16 protein-coding genes and 1 pseudogene are annotated in these 20,257 nt (G+C 72.1%); 13 read left to right on the top strand and 4 right to left on the bottom strand.

The genetic code is table 11. The features are described 5' to 3' along the window. The first annotated feature begins 1 nt into the window (after nt 1). The 4 genes and pseudogenes from dpgB to dpgD all read left to right on the top strand — a co-directional run bounded on the left by dpgB (nt 2) and on the right by dpgD (nt 2,858). The gene (gene dpgB, locus E6W39_RS11215) at nt 2–712 is read left to right on the top strand and encodes an enoyl-CoA-hydratase DpgB (RefSeq protein WP_181799203.1); all 711 of its coding nucleotides are present in this window, start codon (nt 2–4) and stop codon (nt 710–712) included. Then, nucleotides 709–1,260 (top strand): hypothetical protein, encoded by a 552-nt coding sequence (locus E6W39_RS41310; RefSeq protein ID WP_228718090.1) that lies wholly within the window; start codon nt 709–711, stop codon nt 1,258–1,260. Before dpgB ends, E6W39_RS41310 begins: the two co-directional genes overlap by 4 nt. Further along, nucleotides 1,179–2,051: a (3,5-dihydroxyphenyl)acetyl-CoA 1,2-dioxygenase DpgC gene (gene dpgC, locus E6W39_RS41305; protein ID WP_323809147.1), complete on the top strand. Its 873-nt coding sequence runs from the start codon at nt 1,179–1,181 to the stop codon at nt 2,049–2,051. The genes E6W39_RS41310 and dpgC overlap by 82 nt, the downstream gene beginning before the upstream one ends. Before the next feature lie 91 nt (nt 2,052–2,142). Continuing rightward, nucleotides 2,143–2,858: pseudogene (gene dpgD, locus E6W39_RS44065) on the top strand (enoyl-CoA-hydratase DpgD). Between the two features lie 95 nt (nt 2,859–2,953). Here dpgD and E6W39_RS11200 read toward each other — a convergent pair. Further along, a complete protein-coding gene (locus E6W39_RS11200; protein WP_141633413.1) occupies nt 2,954–3,874 on the bottom strand; it encodes a hypothetical protein in 921 nt (306 codons plus the stop codon). 175 nt (nt 3,875–4,049) lie between these two features. Here E6W39_RS11200 and E6W39_RS11195 point away from each other — a divergent pair, with 175 nt between their 5' ends. Then, the gene (locus tag E6W39_RS11195) at nt 4,050–4,259 is read left to right on the top strand and encodes a YbaK/EbsC family protein (protein ID WP_141633412.1); all 210 of its coding nucleotides are present in this window, start codon (nt 4,050–4,052) and stop codon (nt 4,257–4,259) included. 84 nt (nt 4,260–4,343) lie between these two features. Here the strand turns inward: E6W39_RS11195 and E6W39_RS11190 are convergent, their stop codons facing one another. From E6W39_RS11190 to E6W39_RS11180, 3 genes are read right to left on the bottom strand one after another with little or no spacing between them, the layout of a single operon-like run. Then, on the bottom strand, nt 4,344–5,549 hold the full coding sequence (locus E6W39_RS11190) for a beta-ketoacyl-[acyl-carrier-protein] synthase family protein (protein ID WP_323809002.1): 1,206 nt from the start codon (nt 5,547–5,549) through the stop codon (nt 4,344–4,346). Nucleotides 5,550–5,587: 38 nt separating this feature from the next. Continuing rightward, nucleotides 5,588–5,821, bottom strand: coding sequence for an acyl carrier protein (locus tag E6W39_RS11185; RefSeq protein WP_141633411.1), 234 nt, complete (start codon nt 5,819–5,821; stop codon nt 5,588–5,590). Between the two features lie 42 nt (nt 5,822–5,863). Beyond that, nucleotides 5,864–6,895, bottom strand: a complete 1,032-nt coding sequence (locus E6W39_RS11180) for a beta-ketoacyl-ACP synthase 3 (protein WP_141633410.1) — start codon at nt 6,893–6,895, stop codon at nt 5,864–5,866. Between the two features lie 1,146 nt (nt 6,896–8,041). Here E6W39_RS11180 and E6W39_RS11175 point away from each other — a divergent pair. From E6W39_RS11175 to E6W39_RS11145, 8 genes are all read left to right on the top strand, one after another. Continuing rightward, nucleotides 8,042–9,625, top strand: a complete 1,584-nt coding sequence (locus E6W39_RS11175; RefSeq protein ID WP_141633409.1) for an MBL fold metallo-hydrolase — start codon at nt 8,042–8,044, stop codon at nt 9,623–9,625. Nucleotides 9,626–9,701: 76 nt separating this feature from the next. After that, nucleotides 9,702–9,929 (top strand): hypothetical protein, encoded by a 228-nt coding sequence (locus tag E6W39_RS41300; protein WP_228718088.1) that lies wholly within the window; start codon nt 9,702–9,704, stop codon nt 9,927–9,929. Next, nucleotides 9,890–10,723, top strand: a complete 834-nt coding sequence (gene hppD, locus E6W39_RS11170; protein WP_228718643.1) for a 4-hydroxyphenylpyruvate dioxygenase — start codon at nt 9,890–9,892, stop codon at nt 10,721–10,723. The genes E6W39_RS41300 and hppD overlap by 40 nt, the downstream gene beginning before the upstream one ends. Then, complete coding sequence (locus tag E6W39_RS43455) at nt 10,720–13,128, top strand: aminotransferase class I/II-fold pyridoxal phosphate-dependent enzyme (RefSeq protein WP_141633408.1); 2,409 nt, start codon at nt 10,720–10,722, stop codon at nt 13,126–13,128. Before hppD ends, E6W39_RS43455 begins: the two co-directional genes overlap by 4 nt. 34 nt (nt 13,129–13,162) lie before the next feature. Further along, complete coding sequence (locus E6W39_RS11160; protein WP_141633407.1) at nt 13,163–14,242, top strand: cysteine synthase family protein; 1,080 nt, start codon at nt 13,163–13,165, stop codon at nt 14,240–14,242. Beyond that, a complete protein-coding gene (argH, locus tag E6W39_RS11155) occupies nt 14,239–15,705 on the top strand; it encodes an argininosuccinate lyase (protein ID WP_141633406.1) in 1,467 nt (488 codons plus the stop codon). The genes E6W39_RS11160 and argH overlap by 4 nt, the downstream gene beginning before the upstream one ends. Beyond that, a complete protein-coding gene (locus E6W39_RS11150) occupies nt 15,702–16,973 on the top strand; it encodes an ATP-grasp domain-containing protein (RefSeq protein ID WP_141633405.1) in 1,272 nt (423 codons plus the stop codon). Before argH ends, E6W39_RS11150 begins: the two co-directional genes overlap by 4 nt. Nucleotides 16,974–17,012: 39 nt before the next feature. Then, nucleotides 17,013–20,249 carry a non-ribosomal peptide synthetase gene (locus tag E6W39_RS11145; protein WP_141633404.1) on the top strand — a complete coding sequence of 1,079 codons (3,237 nt, stop codon included), beginning with the start codon at nt 17,013–17,015 and terminating at the stop codon, nt 20,247–20,249. Nucleotides 20,250–20,257 lie beyond the last annotated feature (8 nt).

The raw sequence follows: 20,257 nt of genomic DNA, 5'->3' as shown, positions 1-20,257 counted from the left end.
GATGAAGCGCAGCACGACCACCGAGCAGCAGTCCGCCGCCCCGACCGAGGGCGAGGCGCTGCGGCTGCGGATCGACGGCCGCAAGGGACTGACGCCCGAGGCTGTCGCCGCGGTCACCGCCGTCTGCGACGTCGCCGAGGACGGTGCCGGGGCCGGCAAGGTGATCGTCGAGGTGTCAGGCGCGCCCGAGGCCGCCTGGAGCACCGATCTCACGGTCTCCCTGGTCAGCAAGTGGGAGCGCGCCGTGCGCCGCCTGGAGCGGCTGCCCGCGACCACCATCGCGGTCGCCGACGGCGACTGCGGCGGACTCGCCCTGGACGCGATGCTGGCCACCGACTACCGCATCGCCACCGGCACGGTGCGCCTGGTCGTCCCGGTCGGCGACGGCACCGCCTGGCCCGGCATGGCGATCTACCGGCTCGCCCGGCACGGCGCGCACACGGCCGCGATCCGCCGGGCCGTGCTCTTCGGCACCCCGATCGCCGCCGCCGACGCGGTCGCCCTGCACCTGGTCGACGAACTGGCCGCCGACCCGGCCGCCGCCCTGGCCCTCGCCGCCGAGCGGGGCGGCGCGGTCACCGGCACCGAGCTGGCGATCCGCCGGCAGCTGATGGTCGACGCCGCCGCCACCAGCTTCGACGAGGCCCTCGGCGTCCACCTGGCCGCCTGCGACCGCACGCTGCGCCGAGCCGCCGTAGCGGTGGACTCGTGATCGACGCCACCGCCACCGCCGATCTGCGCGAGGTCCGCGGCGAGCTGACCGCGGCCCGCGCCGCGCTCGCCGAGGCCGCCGAGCACGCCGAGGACCTGCTGGCCGTGCTCCCCACCCCCGCGGACCGCACCGACGAGCAGCGCGTCATCGCCGCCGCGGCCCTCGACGCCGTGCGAGTGCTGCGGGCCGCCTTCCTCGACGTCCATGTCGACGCCGTCTACGACGAGCTCACCGAGGGCCGGACCCGCTGCCTGCGGGTCGCCGAACTGGCCGAGGCCGCCGCCGTCGCCTTCCCCGGACTGGTGCCCGACGCCGCCCGGCTGGCAGCCGAGCGGGCCAAGCTGCAGGTCGAGAAGGAGGGCCTGGAGATCGACCAGGGCATCTTCTTCAGCAAGGTGCTCGGCTCGCCGCAGGCAGGCGCGCACCTGATGGACGCCATGCTGCGCCCCACCCCCGGGCCCTCGACCTGCTGCCGGAGTTCACCGAGACCGGACGGGTCGACCTGGGCTCCGTCCAGCTGGAGCGCACCGGCAGCACGGCGCGGCTGACGATGGTCCGCGTCGACTGCCTCAACGCCGAGGACAACCGGCAGATCGACGACATCGAGACCGCCGTCGACCTCGCCCTGCTCGACCCGTCCGTCGAGGTCGGGCTGCTGCGCGGCGGCGTGATGACGCATCCGCGCTACCGGGGCCGCCGGGTGTTCAGCGCCGGCATCAACCTCAAGTCGCTGCACGGCGGCGGGATCTCACTGACCGACTTCCTGCTGCGGCGGGAACTCGGCTACATCCACAAGATCCTGCGCGGCATCCGGGTGGACGGCACCGGCTGGCGTCCCGACACCGTGGAGAAGCCCTGGACGGCGGTGGTGGACACCTTCGCCATCGGCGGCGGCATGCAGCTGCTGCTGGTGTTCGACGAGGTCCTGGCGGCCTCCGACGCCTTCTTCAGCCTGCCCGCGGCGGCCGAGGGCATCGTGCCCGGGGCCGCCAACTTCCGGCTGAGCAAGGTCGTCGGGCCCCGGGTGTCCCGCCAGGTGATCCTCGGCGGGCGGCGACTGTGGGCCACCGAGCCCTCAGCCGCCGGGCTGGTCGACGAGGTCCACGAGCCCGACGAGCTGGACGCCGCGGCCGAGCGCAGCGTCCAGCGGCTGCGCGGCCAGGCCGTGCTGGCCAACCGGCGGATGCTCAACCTCGCGGACGAGTCGATGGACGAATTCCGCTGCTACATGGCCGAGTTCTCGCTCCAGCAGGCGCTGCGCCTGTACAGCTCGGACGTGATCGACAAGGTCACCCGGTTCTCCGCGTCCAAGCCGACCGCTGTCGGTGCCGGTGCCTGAGCAACCCGGGCAGCCCGAGCCGCGGGTCCGCTACGAGAAGCGCGACCACGTCGCCCGCATCACGCTCGACCGGCCCGCCGTGCTCAATGCGATGGACCTGCGGATGCACGAGGAGCTCGCCGCGATCTGGGACGACGTCGAGGCCGACGACGACGTCCGGGTCGTGGTGCTCACCGGCGCCGGCGACCGGGCCTTCACCGTCGGGCAGGACCTGAAGGAACGCGCCCGACTGGACCGGGAGGGAGTGCCCCGCTCCACCTTCGGCAGCCGGGGCCAACCGGGCTGGCCCCGGCTGACCGAGCGTTTCGACCTCTCCAAACCGGTGATCGCCCGGGTCGACGGCTACGCACTGGGCGGCGGTTTCGAGCTCGCCCTGGCCTGCGACCTGATCATCGCATCGGAGCGGGCCGTCTTCGCCCTCCCGGAGGCCGGCCTCGGCCTGGTCCCCGGGGCGGGCGGTGCCTTCCGGCTCGCCCGTCAGCTCCCGCTGAAGACCGCGATGGGCTACCTGCTGACCGGCCGGCGGCTCGGCGCCCAGGAGGCGCTGCGCCTGGGCTGGTCAACCAGGTGGTGCCGGCCGACCAACTGGACGACTGCGTTGCGGAGTGGACGGCAGATCTGCTGCGCAGCGCGCCGCTGGCGGTGCGGGCCATCAAGGAGGCGGTGCTGCGGTCGGTCGACATGCCCCTGGAGGAGGCGTTCAGCGCCGAGTTCGAGTGGGAACAGCGGCGCCGACACAGCGAGGACGCCGTCGAGGGGCCGCGCGCCTTCGCCGAAGGGCGCGAGCCGCGCTGGCAGGGGCGTTGAGGTTCACTCGACATAGCTGCCGCACCGCCCGTGAAGACCGCTCGCCGCTTCGTCACGACGTCTATCAGGGAGTCGAGCCCACCGCGCCTCGATGACTACGGATTGTCACATTGATCATGGTGAAGCCGGTGGTGGTGTGGTGCCCGGCCCCGGCCGCCTCTCGGAGCAGCCGGGCGGGGTGGGGCCGCTGCCCGTCCCCGGGCGCAAGGCCGAAGGGCCCTGGCCCACGCTGCCGGCTTGCGGGAGCGTGAGAATGAAGGGGAGGGGCCTGTGTGGAGCGCCATCTCCGGGAGGTGGGAGTGATGTTCTGGACCGCTCACGACGCCGGCGGGTGGCTCGGCGTGTCGTTGGGCCTGATCGTCCTCTTGGCAGTACTGATCACTCTGGTCCTGGCCGTCCGCTCGGCCAGTCGCAAATGAGGACGAGGTGTTCTCCGCGCTCTCGACCAGGCCGGTGACGACGGGGTAGTCGCGGCCCGGCGGGCTCGGCGGCGGTCCGGGGGCGCGGTCGGCGGCCGCCCGGCGCAGCCGCAGCGCGAGCAGCAGCGCCACCGCCACTGCCGCCAGCACCGCCGCGCCGATCAGCGGGCCGTCGACCAGCGGCCGGTCGTGGACCGGGGCGAACACCATCGCGATCACGGCGGCCGGCAGGACGACCAGCACCGTCATCACGGCGGTGCCCTTGGCGGTGCGGGGCCGGGTGCCGGTGCGGATCGGCCGCCCCGGGCTCCGGCGAAGGCCGGATGACCACTTGCCCCAGCGCCGCGGTGGCATCGCCGCTGATCGCCACGGTGGCCTGCAGGGGGTCTCCACGTCATCGGCGTCGCGGTCGGCCCGCACGCCGAGCGCCGACAGCCCCGAGGCGGCCAGCGCCTGCAGCAGCGCCCGGATCTGAGAACCGGAGCGCCGCTCGCGGTCCAGGTGCACGGTGGCGCGCAGGGTTGCGTCCGGGGCGCTGCCGGAGGGCGGGCGCCCGCCCTCCGGCAGCGCCCCGGCGGGCCGCAGCACCAGGTGCACGGCGAGTACGGTGACGGCGGCCGAGCACCAGAGCGTCGCGGCGGCATTCAGCCGAGAGCGTTGGCCAGGACGGCCCTGGCGTGGAGCGGTTGGGGAAGCAGGTTGTGGATGCTCCTCAGAGCCGCAGGCTGCCCATCGCGATCCGGGCCGCGATCTCGGAGATGCTCTCGGCGTCGTGGACCGACTCGCCGGGCACCACCAGGTCGGGCTGGTAGCCGGTGAGGATATCCCCGAACTCCAGCTGATGGCCGACCCGGCCCTGTTCGATCAGGAAGAGCTGTACTTCAACGCGGCCAGGCTCGATCGGTCCGTGGTGATCCGGGCTGCCGACTACCGTCGGCTGGTGGCACCGCAGTTGGCCGCGATCTCCGAGCAACCGCGCTGACCGACGGGTGACCGGCGTCGCCCGGCAGGAGGCCGGACTGGTGCGCCCGGGCGGCTGCTGAGCCCCCGGGCCGCACCGGACCGGTCAGACGCTCCCCAGGACGACGACCGCGTTCTGACCGCCGAAGCCGAAGGAGTTGCTCACGGCCAGCGGGACCGGAACCTCCCGGGCCGTACCGTGGACGATGTCGATGTCGGCGGCATCCGCGTCGGCGGAGCCGAAGTTGGCGGTGGGCGGAATCACCCCCTGCGCGATCGACAGCGCGGTGAGCCCGGCCTCGACCGCCCCGGCCGCGCCGAGCAGGTGGCCGGTCACCCCCTTGGTCGAGGTGACCGCCGCGCCCCGCCCGAATACCCGCTCGATCAGCCGGGCCTCGATGGCATCCCCCTGGGGGGTGCTGGTCGCATGGGCGTTGACGAGCGCCACATCCGAGGCATGGACGCCGGCGTCGGCGAGCGCCTGCCGGAGGGCGAGTTCGGCCCAGTGGCCGTCGGGCGCCGGTGAAGTGAGGTGGTAGGCGTCGGAGGTCGAGCCGTAGCCCAGGAGCCGGGCGTAGGCGCGCCTGCCCCGCGCCGCGGCGTCCGCGGCCCGCTCCAGCACCAGCATGGTCGCACCCTCGCCGAGGACGAATCCGTCGCGCTGCTCGTCGAACGGCCGGCAGGCACCGGCCGGGTTCGCCGAGTTCCGGGAGAGCGCCTTGAGCCGGTCGAACGCGGTGGCCAGCAGCGGCGTCGAGGTCGCCTCGGTGCCGCCCGCCAGCACCACGTCGCAGCGGCCCGCGCGAATCAGGTCCAGGGCGTGCCCGAGCGCGGTGGTGCCGCTCGCACAGGCGGTGGCGACGCTCAGCGAGGGCCCGTGCAGACCGAGATCCATGGCCACCGTGCCGGCGGCGATGTTGGGGATGGCCCGGGGCACGGTCAGCGGGTTGACCATGCGCGCGCCGCGATCCCGCAGGCGTTGCCCCTGTTCTTCCCAGGTCTGCTGGCCGCCGACAGCGGTGCCGAGGACGACCCCCGCCCTGGTGGGGTGCCAGGACCCGTCGGCCAGTTCCGCGTCGGCGACGGCCGCGCGGGCTGCCGCGACGGCGAACTGGGTGAAGGGATCCATCCGGCGGGCGTCGACGCCGAGGACCAGCTCGGCGTCGAACCCGGTCACCATGCAGCTGAAGTCGATGGTCAGGCCGGCCAGTCGAGGGTCGGCCGCCGCCGTGGGCCGCCCGGCGCAGACCGTCTTCCAGGTCGTGGCGGTGTCGGCCCCGGCCGGCGTGACCATACCGATCCCGGTGATCACGACATCGGGGTGGCGGACTCCCGCTCTGCCAGTGCCGTTCATGCCGGGACGACCGCGCCCTGCGCCTCCAGCAGCGCGGCGATGTCGGCCACGGTGGTCTCGGCGGTCAGGTTCTCCTCCTCGACGGTGACGCCCAGGTCGTCCTCCAACTGGGCACCCAGCTCGGCCAGCGACAGCGAGTCGAGTTCCAGGTCGTTGAACGTCATGGTCGGCTCGATGGTCCCGGAGACCTGGTAGGTCGTGCTGAGGATGGTGCAGAGATACTCGAACATGATGGCTCCCTTACGAGCGATATGACGTGGCAGCGGCCCGACTCAGAACTCTGAATGCACGGCCCGCAGTTGCGGCCAGGTGAGGGCGGCCGAACCCCAACTCAGCCCACCGCCGAAGGCGGTGAGAACGGTGCGGGCACCGGGTGCCAGCTGACCGGTGGCCAGCGCGGCGGCCAGGGCCAGGGGGATGGAGGCGGCCGAGGTGTTGCCGACCCGGGCGATCTCGCAGACCGCGTTCCCGGGCGGCACGCCGAGCCGCTCGGCCACCGCCTGGATGATGCGGCCGTTCGCCTGGTGCGGCACCAGCGCGCCGACCGCCTCGGGGCTCCAACCGCAGTCCTTGAGCACCCGCGAAGTGGACGCCGCCATCTGCTCCACGGCCCGCAGGTACACCTTGCGGCCGGCCATGCTGAACCAGCGCGGGCCGTCCGGCTGTTCGCGTTCGCCGGGCACGTGGATGAGGTCGTGGCCGGAGCCGTCGGCCCCGAGGTCGAACGCCAGCAGCGCGCCCTGCTCGGCCGCCGTGCCGCGGCGCAGCACCACGGCGCCCGCGCCGTCACCGAAGATCACGGCGGTGCCGCGGTCCATCGGGTCGATGATCCGGGAGTAGAGCTCGGACGCGACGACCAGGACGCTGTCGACCACCCCGCTGGTGATCAGACCGGCGGCCACCGCCGCGGCGTAGACGAACCCGCTGCACACGGCAGCGACGTCGAACGCCGGGACTTGGCCGAGGCCGAGGCGGTGGGCGATCTCCGGGGCTCCGGCCGGGCACGGGCGGTCCGGCGTCGTGGTGGCCAGCACCACGCCGCCGACCGTCTCCAGGCCCGCGGAGCGCAGCGCGTTGGCGCCCGCCTCGCAGGCCAGGTCGCGCATCGACACTTCGTCGCCTGCCCGGCGCCGGGCGGCGATGCCGGTGCGGGAGCGGATCCACTCGTCGGTGGTGTCCAACAGGGCCACCAGGTCGGCGTTGTGGATCTCGGTGACCGGCAGGCAGGTGCCGAGGCCGGCGAGTACGGCGGCCGGAAGCCCGAGGCCGTCCCGGGACGATGACGTGGATCCTGCGGCCGGCATCGGGCTAGGCACCGTGCGAGGTCAGTCGGACCGGCAGGGATTCGGGGCCGGTGGCGCGCAGCCATCGCCATTGCACAAAAGGGTCGCCGTGTGAATACAGTTCCGGGTCGACCAGGTTGATGAGCGGTGGCGGCTGGATCGGCTCACACTGCACGCGATGCCTCGCAGGGGTCTCAGGTTTGAATTCACGATGGCACGCCGTTTCACACAGCGTCAAGGTTTCCCGGGCGCCCGTGCAGGTCATTCGATTCCTCGACTCAGTTGTCCGGTAAGCCCGTTCAAGTACCGCCACGGCGCAGTTGAACACCGGCGGCAGCGCCGAGACGATTTCTCGGGCCGCGGAATCGATGTCCTGGCGACCGAGTCGGCGGGTAATTCCGGAACCGGCGGGCCCTCGATGGTGTGAGTGGGATTCCGGACGTCGGCGGCACGTGTTCAACCGTCAGCCGGGCTCAGCGTTGCGTCGGGGAGTTAGCCAGGAGGAGTCTGGTGATTCCGTTGTCATCCGCGCAGCGTCGACTGTGGGTCCTCGCAGCTCGAAGGCCCAGGCGCCGTTTACAACGTGCCGGTGACCCTGCGGCTTTCCGGCACGGTGGACCGCGCGGCGCCGGCCGCGTTGGAGCGCGAGTCGACCGAGCGACTGGTGGAATGCCTGGCACGGGTGGTGACGTCCCTGGTCGACGACCCGTCTGAGTCGCCCAGCGCGGTTCGCGGGCTGGACGAAGCCGGGCTTCACCGGGTCCTGGTGGAGTGGAACGATACCGCGCACGAGGTGGCGCCCGGGCGGGCTGCGCGGCATTCTCCGGGACGGTCTTCAGCCGCCGGACGGCCGCACCGGAGGTGTTCAACTGTCGCACCGCCGCAGTTGAACCGCGCGGTCCGGCGCGGTGGTAGAGCGGATCGCGGGACGACCGCGCTGTGCAGCGTGCAGGGTATTGATCGGCGGTGCCCGACGGGCCATGCTGCTGATGAAGCACGCCTGTTCGGTGGCCTGGCCGCCGCCCGTCGGTGTCTTTGAGCCCAGGTTCTCATGGTGCTTTGGCGTAGCTCATTCCGCACATTCGGTGCCGCGTTCCGGTAAGTGGGCGCGGGTTATTCGCTGATGCCCGGTTGATGGTGTCGTTTTCCCAAAATGGAGGGGTGCAGATGGCTGACGAGCAGTTGTTCCTGCGGTCGAAGGTCATTATCGAGCCGTTGGTGGACAGGTTCGTGGCGCAGCCGCACACGATGGCGCCGGTGCAGGCGGCGATGAACCTGGCGTTCCTGCACGTGCCGCTGCTGGAGTCGTACCTGCAGTCGCCGCAGGTGCACGTCGCGGCGAGCAACAACCCGGAGCTGCGCGGCGGTTACTTCATCAACATCCCGGAGGAGCGCGCCGACGAGGTGCGCGAGCTGCTCGCCACGATCAAGCGTGACCGGGCCGACATGCTGAAGTTCGCCGAGGCGATCGCCGCCGGCCAGGAGATCCTGCGGGCGAACGCCACCGGCTTCGACCTGACCCCGCTCTACCCGAAGATGCCGGACGAGCTGGGTGGTCTGGTCGAGCTGGCCTACGACACCGACAACCAGGCGCAGCTGCGCTTCATGGAGCCGGTGCTCTACACCAGCCCCTACTACCAGGAGTCGCGCCAGTCGGTGCAGCTCTCCTTCGAGACCGGCATCGAGCGCCCGTTCATCCTGAGCACCCCGCGGCTGCCCTCCGAGGACGTGCTCGAGCTGGACATCCCGTTCCGCCACCCGGGCCTGACCGAGCTGTTCAAGGCCCGGGTCAAGCCGACCACGCTGGCCCACCTGCGCGAGGCCCTGGAGCTGAACGACGAGCAGGCGGCCGTGCTGCGCACGATGCTGAGCGAGACCCCGGCCCTGAACGAGGACCGCCACATCGAGTCCGGCGGCCGGATCCGGTACTTCGGCCACGCCTGCCTGGTGCTGCAGACGCCCGAAGCCGCCATCGTCACCGACCCGTTCATCAGCGCGGACAGCGACGCCGGCGACCGCTACACCCTGGACGACCTGCCGGACTACATCGACCTGGTGCTGATCACCCACGGCCACCAGGACCACATCGTCATGGAGACCCTGCTGCAGCTGCGCGGCCGGGTCGGCAAGATCGTCTGCCCGCGCTACTCCCGCGGCAACCTGGCCGACCCGTCGATCGCGCTGATGCTCAAGCACCAGGGCTTCGACGTGGTCGAGGTCGACGACTTCGACGAGGTCGAGTTCCCGGGCGGCAAGATCACCGCCACCCCGTTCCTGGGCGAGCACTGCGACCTGGACATCCGTGCCAAGTCGACCTACTGGGCCGAGCTGGCGGGCAAGAAGGTGTTCATCGGTGCCGACTCCTCCGGCATCGACCCGAAGCTCTACCGCTACGTCAAGAACCACCTGGGCACCGCCGACTACGCCTTCCTCGGCATGGAGTGCGACGGCGCCCCGCTCACCTGGCTCTACCAGGCGCTGCTGACCATCCCGGTCACCAAGAAGATGAGCAACTCCCGCAAGCTGTCCGGCTCCAACGCCGAGCAGGCCGCCGCGATCATGGTCGAGCTGGGCGCCAAGGAGGCCTACATCTACGCGATGGGCGAGGAGGACTGGCTGGGCCACGTGATGGCCACCACCTACACCCCGGACACGTACCAGATCAAGCAGGTCGAGGAGTTCCTCGGCTGGTGCAAGGAGCGCGACATCCCGGCCGGCCACCTGTTCAAGCAGCAGGAGTGGCGCTGGTAGCAGGACGAGCCTGACCACAGGCCCCAGGCGAACCTCTCACCGAATTCCGCTCTCAGCTGCTTCCGGAGGTACTTCCATGGCTGTGCACGACATCGCCTACGTCGAGTTGTACACAAGGGACAAGCTGTCCACCGTCGACTACTTCGTCTCCGCCATGGGGTTCACCCGAGTGGCTGACTCGGTCGAGGCGGAGCAGAGTTCGGTGCTCCTGCAGCAGGGCGAGGTTCGCCTGGTGGTCACCTCCGGGCGGGGGTCGTCAGGTTCCTGGAGCAGCACGGCGACGGCATCGCCGACGTCGCGCTGACCTGTGACGACGTGACGGCGACCGCCGCCGCGGCGGTCGCCGCCGGCGCCACGGTGACCCACTCCGTGCAGGGCCTGCCGGTCGTGTCCGGTTTCGGAGACGTCGTGCACACCCTGCTGCCGGCCGATCCGCTGGTGAACGGCCTTCCCGGCGGTCGCAGTTGGGTTCTCACGCCGGGGGTCACCGCCGAGTCGGCAACCGGTCGGATCACCGGCCTGGACCACATCGCGGTCTGCCTTGAGGGCGGCACGCTGGAGAAGTACGCCGATTTCTACCGCGAGGCCTTCGGGATGTTCCGCTACTCCTCGGAGTACGTCGCGGTCGGCGACCAGGCGATGGACTCCATCGTGGTGCGCAGTGATTCGGGCAGCGTCATATTCACCCTGGTCGCACCGGACCCGGGCAAGCAGCCCGGACAGCTCGACAACTACCTGGAGCGCAACGGCGGTGCGGGGGTCCAGCACCTCGCCTTCCTGACCGGGGAGATCATCCCCGCGGTCCACGAACGCCGCGAGCGGGGCGTCGTGTTCCTCGACACCCCGGACAGCTACTACGACATGCTCGGCGAGCGGCTTCCCGGCCTGCGCGTGGAGATCGAGGAGCTGCGCGAGGCCAAGGTCCTGGCGGACCGCGACGAGTGGGGCGACCTGCTGCAGCTTTTCACCCGCTCGCCCTATCCCCGCAACACGCTCTTCTTCGAGCTCATCCAGCGCAATGGCTCGCGCGGCTTCGGCAGTGCCAACATCCGCGCCCTGTACGAAGCGGTCGAGCGCGATCGGCTGACCGCGGGATGAGCTCCGAACTCCCCAAGGCCGCCGCTCTGTTCACCCTGGCTGACTACGAGACAGCCGCCAAGAAGCACTTCGACCAGGGGAGTTGGGACTTCATCGCCGGCGGCGCCGGCCAGGAGCGCACCCTGGCGGCCAATCTGGCGGCCTTCGACCGGGTGCGGCTGCAGTCGCGGGTGCTGACCGGCGCGGGGCTGCCCGAGACCAAGACCACGCTGCTGGGCCGCAGCTGGTCCGCGCCGATCGCGGTGGCGCCGATGGCCTACCACACGCTCGCCGATCCGGAGGGCGAGGTGGCCACCGCGCGGGCCGCCGGCGCGGCCGGCCTCCCGCTGGTGGTGAGCACCTTCGCCGGGCGGACCTTCGAGTCGATCGCCGAGGCCGCCACCGCGCCACTCTGGCTCCAGGTGTACTGCTTCCGCGACCGCTCGACCACCCGCCGGCTGGTGGAGCGGGCCGAGCGGGCCGGCTTCGAGGCGCTGGTGCTCACCGTCGACGCGCCCCGGCTCGGCCGCCGGCTGCGCGACCTGCGCAACGGCTTCCGGCTGCCGGACGGGATGGTGCCGGCCAACCTCACCGGTGGCGACTACGCCTCCCCGAGTGCCCACGCGCTCACCGAGTTCGATCCCGCACTGGACTGGTCGGTCATCGACTGGCTGCGCGAGGTCAGCTCACTTCCCGTGCTGGTCAAGGGAGTTATGAGTACAAGCGACGCCCGGGCGGCAGTCCGCGCGGGCGTCGACGGCATCGTGGTCTCCAACCACGGCGGCCGCCAACTGGACGGCGCCCCGGCCACCCTCGACGTGCTGCCCGGGATCACCGCGGCGGTCGGCGGTGCCTGCCCGGTGCTGGTCGACGGCGGCATCCGGCGCGGCGCCGACGTGCTGGCCGCACTGGCGCTCGGCGCGGACGCGGTGCTGCTGGGCCGGCCCGTGCTGCACGGCCTCGCGGTGGGCGGGGAGCGGGGCGCGGCACACCTACTGGACCTGATCACCGAGGAGTTGGTCGAAGCCATGGCACTCACCGGGACCCCATCGGTCGCCGAGACGGGCCCGAGCCTCGTCGGCGCGGAACCGGAAGCCGCCCCGGCCCCGGGCGCGGTCCAGGCCGTGCCGGCCGCCGGGCTGCGCAAGGCGGAGCTGCACGGCAGCCTCAGCGACCCGGTGCTGGACACCATGAACTTCCTCAACGAGGTCACCACCCGCTACCCGCAGGCGATCTCGTTCGCCCCCGGGCGTCCGTACGACGGCTTCTTCGACACCGAGCAGATCTTCACCCATCTGCGGCGCTACCTGGACCACCTGGAGGCGCAGGGAGCCTCTCCCGACCAGGTGCGCTCCGCGCTCTTCCAGTACGGCCCGACCAGCGGCCAGATCCGCGAGCTGATCGCCGACTCGCTGCGCAAGGACGAGAACACCGACGTCGCCCCCGAGTCGATCGTGGTCACGGTGGGCTGCCAGGAGGCGATGTTCCTCGCTGTGCGGGCGCTGATCTCCGGGCCCGAGGACGTGCTGCTGGTCTCCAGTCCCTGCTACGTGGGGATCACCGGCGCGGCCCGACTGCTGGACGTCACCCCGACCGCCGTGGCCGAGCGCGAGTCGGGCTTCGACTGCGCCGATCTGGAAGCGGCCATCCTGGCCGAGCGGGCCCGCGGCCGCCGTCCCCGGGCGTTCTACGTGATCCCCGACCACTCCAACCCTTCCGGCACCACGATGCCGCTGCAGACCCGGCTCGACCTGCTCGACCTGGCGCAGCGCCACGACATCCTGCTGCTGGAGGACAGCCCGTACCGGATGGTCAGCCCCGGGCAGCAGCTGCCCACGCTGAAGTCCCTGGACCGCCACCGGCGGGTGGTGCAGCTGGGGTCGCTCTCCAAGACGCTCTTCCCCGGCGCCCGGGTCGGCTACGTGGTGGCCGACCAGCCGGTGGTGGACGCCGACGGCCGCACCGGCCTGCTGGCCGACGAGCTCACCAAGATCAAGAGCATGATCACGGTGAACACCTCGGCCGTCAGCCAGGCCGTGGTGGCGGGCATGCTGCTGGCCGCCGACGGCCGGACCTCCGAGCTGAACACCGAGACCGCCGCCTACTACGGCGACGCCATGCGGGTCACCCTGGAGGAGCTGGCCAGGCAGTTCCCGCCCGCCGAGCGGGAAGCCCTCGGGGTGCGCTGGAACGAGCCCACCGGCGGCTTCTTCCTCAGCCTGACCGTCCCGTTCCGGGCCGACAACGCGGCGCTGATCCGCTCGGCCGAGGACTTCGGCGTGATCTGGACGCCGATGTCCTACTTCTATCCCGACGGCGGTGGCGAGCACGCCATCCGACTGTCCGTCAGCTACCTGACGCACCGGCAGATCGCCGATGGCACGGCCAGGTTGGCCCAGTTCATCAAGTCCCAGGTCCGCAGCTGACCAGTCCGCGCCCGAACCCCTGAGGGAGCTGCCCATGCCGGCGCCCACCCGCACCTACGAGTCGATCACCGAAGCGCTGCTGCTGCCCAAGCTGATCAGGCTCGGCCCCAACTTCTACGGGGCGTCATTCACACTGATGAAGCTGCTCCCGGCCTGCCACATTTTGCAACGGGCTGAGGAGCGCGGCGAGTTGGGCCCGGACACGGTGATCGTGGAGACCACCTCGGGGACCTTCGGGCTCGCGCTGGCCATGCAGACGACCCTGATGGGCCGTCAGCTGATCCTGGTGAGCGACCCGGCGATCGACGACAACCTGTACCGCAGGTTGACCGACTTGGGGGCCCGGGTCGAGATCTGCCCCGAGCCGGCCGAGATCGGAGGCTTCCAGGAGGCGCGGCTGCGCCGACTGGCCGAGATCCGGGCCGAACTGCCGGACAGCTTCTGCCCCGAGCAGTACGGCAACCCCGACAACCCGGCCTCCTACCGGGTGGTCGCCGAGCTGCTCGCCGACCAACTCGGCACCGTGGACTGCCTGGTCGGCCCGGTCGGCTCCGGCGGCTCGATGTGCGGCACCACCCGGGCGCTGCGCGAACACTCCCCGCAGACCAGGGCGATCGGCGTGGACAGCCACCGCAGCGTGCTGTTCGGCCAGCCCGACGGGCCGCGCCAGCTGCGCGGCATCGGCAACAGCCTGTGGCCCGCCAACCTCGACTACACCGTCTTCGACGAGGTCCACTGGTGCTCCGCCGCCGAGGCCTTCTCGGCCACCCGCGAACTGCACGCCCGGCACGCCCTCTTCCAGGGCCCGACCAGCGGCGCCGCGTACCTGGTCGCCAAGTGGTGGGCCGAGCGCAACCCGGACCGCACCTGCGTGGTGATGCTCCCCGACGAGGGCTACCGCTATCAGGCCTCGGTCTACGACGACGCCTGGCTGGCCGAGCAGGGCCTGCTACTGACCCCGGCCGAGCGGCCCGCCGAACCGCTGGTCATCGAGGCCCCCGAAAAGGCCGAGGACCGCTGGACCAGGTTCGCCTGGGACCGCCGCGGCTACGACGACGTTCCCGGCACCATCACCCGGTTCGCCGGCACCGCGATCGCCGGGAGCGCCTCATGACCGGTACCGGACGCCTCACCGCCACCCTCGGACCGCGCACCCGCCGGGTCGTCTACGGCGAGCCCGGCCCCGCCGAGATCCGCCAGGAGCTGGAGCACACCAGCACCATCGACCTGGCGCACATCGTGATGCTGACCGAGGCCGGCCTGCTGCCCAGCCCGGCCGCCGCCACCCTGCTCTCCTGCATCCAGCGCCTGCGGGCCGACGCCTTCCGCGAGTTGTACGACGTGCCCGCGCCCCGCGGCCTGTACCTGATGTACGAGGGCCACCTGGTGGCCGAGCTGGGCACCGAGATCGGCGGCAAGCTGCACACCGGCCGGTCCCGCAACGACATCAAGGCGACCATCACCGCGATCCGGCTGCGCACCGAACTCGCGGATCTGCTTGGCGAGTTGCTGCGGCTCCAGGCCGCCCTGCTGGCACGGTCCCGGGCGCACCGCGATGTCGTCATGCCGATCTACACCCACTTCCAGCCGGCCATGCCGATCAGCTACGGCTACTACCTGGCCGGTGTCGCCACGGCCCTGGACCGCGACCTCGACGCGCTGCGCCGGGTGCTCGCCGAGCTGGACCGCTGCCCGCTCGGCGCGGGCGCGGTGTCCGGCACCGACCTGAAGATCGAGCCGGCCCGCACCGCCGCCCTGCTCGGCTTCGCCGAGCCGACGCTGCACGCCACCGATGCGGTGGCCGCCCGCGACACCGTGCTGCGCGCGCTCGCGGCGGTCGCCTCCGCCGGCGTGACGATCAGCCGCCTGGGCACCGACCTGCAGCTGTGGAGCACCCAGGAGTTCGGCTTCATCGAGTTCCCGGAGCGGCTGGTCGGCGGCAGTTCGGCGATGCCGCAGAAGCGCAACGCGTTCCTACTGGAACATGTGAAGGCCAAGGCCGCGGTCGCGATCGGCGCCTGGACGGCGGCCGCCTCGGCCATGAAGTCCACCCCGTTCACCAACTCCATCGAGGTCGGCACCGAGGCCGTGGCGGTGGCCTGGCCGGCCTTCGCCGCCGCCCGGGACACCGTGCTGCTCGCCCAGGTCCTGGTCACCGGCGCCCGCCCGGTCACCGAGCGGATGGAACAGCGCACCCGGGAGAGCTTCGTCACCGCCACCGTGCTCGCCAACCGCCTGGTCGCCCAGGGGGTGCCGTTCCGCACCGCCCACCACGCGGTGGGCGCCGCCGTCCGGGCCGCCGTCGAGGCGGGGGAGACCGAGCTGACCAAGATCATGCTGCCCGACGGCACCGCCGCCGACCTGGAGATCCCGGCGCTGTCCGAGGTGGTTGCCGAGCACGACCGAGGTGGTGGGCCGGGCGAGACCGACCGGGTGGTGGCCGCGCTGCGCGCCGGCCTGGCCGATCACCACGACTGGCTGACGAACCGTCGGACCCGGGTACGGGAAGCTGGGGAGCAACTGGCGGCGGCAGTCGAGGCCGTCGTGGCACAGCATGGAACCGGAGGAACGGCGTGACCCAGCAGCACTCGCGGCAACCGAGCCAGGGCGGCCCCTGGTTGGCATTCCTGGAGAGCAACACCACCGGCACCGGACGGGAGTTCTGCGCTGTCGCGCGGGCTCGCGGGCTGCGCCCGGTGCTGCTGACCCGGGACGCCGGCCGCTACCCCTACGTCGCCCAGGACGACATCGACACCCGGGTGCTGGACACCGCCGACCCGGCGGCCGTGCTGGACGCATGCGCGGCCCTGCAGGCGGACGGCGGCCTGGCCGGAGTCGCCTCCAGCTCCGAGTACTTCGTCTCGACCGCCGCACAGGCCGCCGCCGAGTTCGGCCTGCCGGCCGCCGACGGCGCGGCGATCGCCCGCTGCCGGGACAAGGAGATCCAGCGTCAGGCGCTGGCCGCCGGACAGGTGCCGGTCCCCGCGTTCCGCGCCGTGACCGACGTCCCGTCGGCCCTGGCCGCTGCTGCGGAGATCGGATATCCGGTGGTGCTCAAGCCGGTGACCGGTTCGGGCTCGGTCGGGGTGCGGCTCTGCCGCGACCGGGTCGAGGCCGAGCAATGGGCCGGTGAACTGCTCGGCCGGGCCACCGACGAGCGCGGCAACCCGGTGCCGACCCGGATCCTAGTCGAATCAGCCGTCAGCGGAACGGAGTTCTCCGTCGAGACCTTCGACGGCGCGGTGGTCGCCGTGGTCGCCAAGCACATCGGCGCCGAGCCGTACTTCGTGGAGATCGGGCATGACATACCCGCGCCGGTGACGGACGACGCGGCCAAGGCGCTCGGCGACACCGCACTCGACGCCCTGGCCGCGCTGGGCCTCGGCTGGGGCGCCGCCCACACCGAGCTGCGGCTGTCGGCCGACGGCCCGGTGGTGATCGAGGTCAACCCCCGGCTGGCCGGTGGCATGATTCCGATCGCGGTACGGGCCGCACTCGGCGTCGACCTGGTGGACGCGGTGATCGCCCGCGCGGCCGGTCAGGACCCGGCACCGGCCGGGCCGGCCGTCGGCCATGCGGCGGTGCGCTTCCTGCTGGCCAGTCAGCAGGGCCGGGTCGCGGCCGTCGACGGGGTCGACGCGGCCGCCGGGGCACCCGCCGTGGTGGCCGTGACGACCAGTACGGCGGCCGGCCGCAGCGTCACCATCACCCACTCGTTCCAGGACAGGCTGGGCTGCGTGGTCGCCACCGGCCCCGATGCCGCAGCGGCCGCCCGGCACGCCGAGGCCGCGCTCGGGCAGATCACCGTCCACCTGGAGGACCCCGTGGCGCCGGGGCAGCCATAACCACCACCCGCAGCACCGGAAGAAGGAGGTCGGGGCCCGATGGCTGACGATTCGCAGGCACAGATATTCACCAGGATCCCACGCTGGAGCGCACCGTCCGGCGGCGGCCAGGGCGTCGGCGTCCACCGCGCCGCGCTGTCGGCGGAGCCGGCGGCCGCGCTGGAGCGCACCGCCGCCGAGCTGGGCGCCACGCTCCCCGTCCTTCTGCTCGCGGCGCACGCCCGGGTCCTGGCCGCTGTGGTCTCCGAGCGTGACCTGCTCATCGGGCACCTGGCCGCCGAACCCGGCAGCGCCGAGGCCCCGCTGCGGCTGCGGGTGGGCCGCTCCAGCTGGGCGGAACTGGTCGCCGAGGTGACGGCGGCCGCCGCCGGCGTCCACCAGGCGCAGGAGCGGCCCGAGACGCTGCTCGACCTGTCGGGCCTGGCCGCACCGGCCGCCGCCGGCGCCCACGACGCCCTGCCGCAGGGCGTGGTGCTGCGAGTCGCCTGGGAGCGCGACGGCGACGCCCTGGAGCTGCGGATCGGCTACGACCGGGCCGTGCTCGACGACAGCTACGCCGCCCGGCTGGCCGACTACCACCTCACCGCGCTGCGGCAACTGGCGGCCGGCCCGGCCGAGCCGCACGACCGCCAGAGCCTGCTCCCGGCAGGCGAGGTCGAGACCCAGCTGTACGGCCTCGCCGGGCCGCGCGCCGAGCTGCCCGACAAGACCTTCGTCGACCTGTTCCAGGAGCGGGTCCGCACCAGTCCCGACGCCGTCGCCGCCGAACACGGCACCCAGCGCTGGACCTACGCCCAGCTGGCCGAGCGGTCCGACCGGATCGCGGGCGCGCTGCTCGCGGCGGGCCTGCGCACCGAGGACGTGGTCGCCGTCGTGATGGACCGCAACCTGGACTGGATCGCGGCCGCGCTCGGCGTCTTCGCCGCCGGCGGCGTCTACCTGCCGGTCCGCCCCGACTTCCCGGCCGACCGGGTCAACGCCCAGTTCGAGCGCAGCAACTGCGCCTTCGCGCTCACCGAGCCCGCCAGCGAGGAGCTCACCGCCAACGCCTCGGCCGGCCTGGCCGAGCCGCCCGTGGTCCTTTCGGTCCCCGCGATCCACGCCGCCGGTGGCCCCGCCGGGCCGCCCGTCGGCAGGACCGCGCCCGGGCAGGCCGCGTACATCTACTTCACCTCCGGCTCCACCGGTGCCCCCAAGGGCGCCATATGCGAGCACCTGGGCATGCTCAACCACCTGTACATGAAGATCGAGGACATGGGGATGGCGGAGGGCCCCGGCGAGGTGGTCACCCAGACCGCCTCACAGTGCTTCGACATCTCGCTGTGGCAGTTCGCCGCACCGCTGATGACCGGCGGCACCGTCCGGATCGTCGACACCGAGGTGCAGCTGGACGTCGACGGTTTCCTGGACGATCTGGTCGACGCCAAGGTGACGGTGGCCCAGATCGTCCCGTCCTACCTGGAGGTGCTGCTGACCCGGCTGGAGCAGCAGCACCGCGACCTGGGCGTGCTCAGGATCGTCTCGGTCACCGGCGAGGCGCTCAAGTACGACCTGGTGCAGCGGTGGTTCGCCGCCTTCCCGGGCATCAAGCTGGCCAACGCCTACGGCGCCACCGAGGTTTCCGACGACACCATGCACGAGGTGCTGGACGGCGTCCCGGAGCGTGACTTCATCACCGTCGGGCGCTCGCTGCGCAACGTCAACACCTATATCCTCGACGAGAACCTGGAGTTGGTGCCGCTCGGCTCCACCGGTGAGATCGCCTTCTCCGGCATCTGCGTGGGGCGCGGCTACATCAACGACGAGGAGCGCACCCGGGCGGCCTTCGTGCCGGACCCGTTCCGCAAGGACACCCGGATGTACCGCACCGGCGACTACGGGCGCTGGCTGCCCGAGGGCCGGATCGAGTACCAGGGCCGCCGGGACGAGCAGGTCAAGATCCGCGGCTTCCGGATCGAGATCGGCGAGATCGAGAACAAGCTGCTGGCGCTGGACGGGATCCGCGAGGCGGCCGTGGTCATCGACGGCGCCACCGGGGAGCAGCGCAACCTGGTCGCCTTCCTCGGCAGCACCGAGCCGCAGCTCGCCGAGCGGGCCCGGGAGCACCTCGCGGCGCTGGTCCCGGACTACATGATGCCCACCTACTTCCACCAGCTCGACCGCCTGCCGCTCACCGAGAACGGCAAGACCGACAAGAAGGCCCTGGCCCGGCTGGCCGGCACTCTGGGTCACGCCGGGGCCGCCTACGTCGCGCCGACCACCCCCGCCGAGCGCCGGCTGGCGATGCTCTGGGCCGAGGTGCTCGGAGTGCCGCTGGAGCGGATCGGCCGCGCCGACAACTTCTTCGAGCAGGGCGGGACTTCACTGGCCGCGGTGCGGCTGCTGGTCCGGCTGGACCGCGCTCTCTCGCTCAAGGACCTGGCCGCGTACCCGGTGCTCGGCGACCTGGCCGCCGTGCTCGACGAGCGTGAGCGGGGTGCTGCCCAGCAGCCGGCCACCGCCGCGCTGCTGCAGCCGCTCTCCTCGGTGCGGGCCCCGCGCGCGACCCTGGTCTGTTTCCCGTACGCCGGCGGCAACGCCCTCAACTTCCGCTCCCTGGCAGCCGAGCTGGAGCGCGACGGGATCGCGGTGCTGGGCGTCGAGCTGCCCGGCCACGACTTCGCGGACGACGCCGAACCGCTGCTCGACGTGCCCGCGATCGCACTGCGGGTGCGCGACGAGATCGCCGAGCAGGTCACCACCCCGGTGCTGCTCTGGGGCCACTGCGCGGGCGCGGCCGCCGCGTTGGAGACGGCCCGGCTGCTGGAGGAGGCCGGCACGCCCGCTGCCCGGGTGTTCGTCGCCGCGCTGCTCTTCGATGATGAGGAGACCCTGCGCGCGGAGATGGCCGAGGTGACCGCCGCCGGCAACCAGGAGCTACTCGCCCTGCTGCGTGCCGACAACGCCTACGTCGAGTTCGACGCGCGGGGGGCGGAGCGGGCCGATGTGGTCGGCCGCGCGTACCGGCACGACGTGCTGACCTCCAACACCCACCTGCTGACGGTCCATCAAGACCCTGACCGCTACCGCGTCAACGGGCCGGTGGAGCTGGTGCTGGCCCGGGACGACGCGTCCACGGCTCGGTTCGAGCAGGGCTACGGGGAGTGGAAGGCGCTCTGCGACGAGGTGAATGTCCACCAACTCGCCCAGGGCGGCCACTACTTCATCGGTACCAGGCCCGCCGAGGCGGCCGGGCTGGTGCTGTCCGCCTGGTCGTCCGCGCGGCGATCGGAATAGCGAGGACT

This window comes from Kitasatospora acidiphila (assembly GCF_006636205.1).
In the GTDB taxonomy this organism is placed as follows: Bacteria; Actinomycetota; Actinomycetes; order Streptomycetales; family Streptomycetaceae; genus Kitasatospora; species Kitasatospora acidiphila.
Note: the sequence above shows the minus strand (reverse complement) of the source record. Positions and strands in the feature narration are given on the sequence as shown.

What these genes read in the sequence shown, in the direction of transcription:
- argH (WP_141633406.1), top strand. Translation starts at nt 14,239, where the DNA reads ATGACCGGTACCGGACGCCTCACCGCCACCCTCGGACCGCGCACCCGC.
- E6W39_RS11180 (WP_141633410.1), bottom strand. Translation starts at nt 6,895, where the DNA reads ATGCCGGCCGCAGGATCCACGTCATCGTCCCGGGACGGCCTCGGGCTT.
- dpgB (WP_181799203.1), top strand. Translation starts at nt 2, where the DNA reads ATGAAGCGCAGCACGACCACCGAGCAGCAGTCCGCCGCCCCGACCGAG.
- E6W39_RS11160 (WP_141633407.1), top strand. Translation starts at nt 13,163, where the DNA reads ATGCCGGCGCCCACCCGCACCTACGAGTCGATCACCGAAGCGCTGCTG.
- E6W39_RS11185 (WP_141633411.1), bottom strand. Translation starts at nt 5,821, where the DNA reads ATGTTCGAGTATCTCTGCACCATCCTCAGCACGACCTACCAGGTCTCC.
- E6W39_RS43455 (WP_141633408.1), top strand. Translation starts at nt 10,720, where the DNA reads ATGAGCTCCGAACTCCCCAAGGCCGCCGCTCTGTTCACCCTGGCTGAC.
- E6W39_RS11145 (WP_141633404.1), top strand. Translation starts at nt 17,013, where the DNA reads ATGGCTGACGATTCGCAGGCACAGATATTCACCAGGATCCCACGCTGG.
- E6W39_RS11175 (WP_141633409.1), top strand. Translation starts at nt 8,042, where the DNA reads ATGGCTGACGAGCAGTTGTTCCTGCGGTCGAAGGTCATTATCGAGCCG.
- E6W39_RS41300 (WP_228718088.1), top strand. Translation starts at nt 9,702, where the DNA reads ATGGCTGTGCACGACATCGCCTACGTCGAGTTGTACACAAGGGACAAG.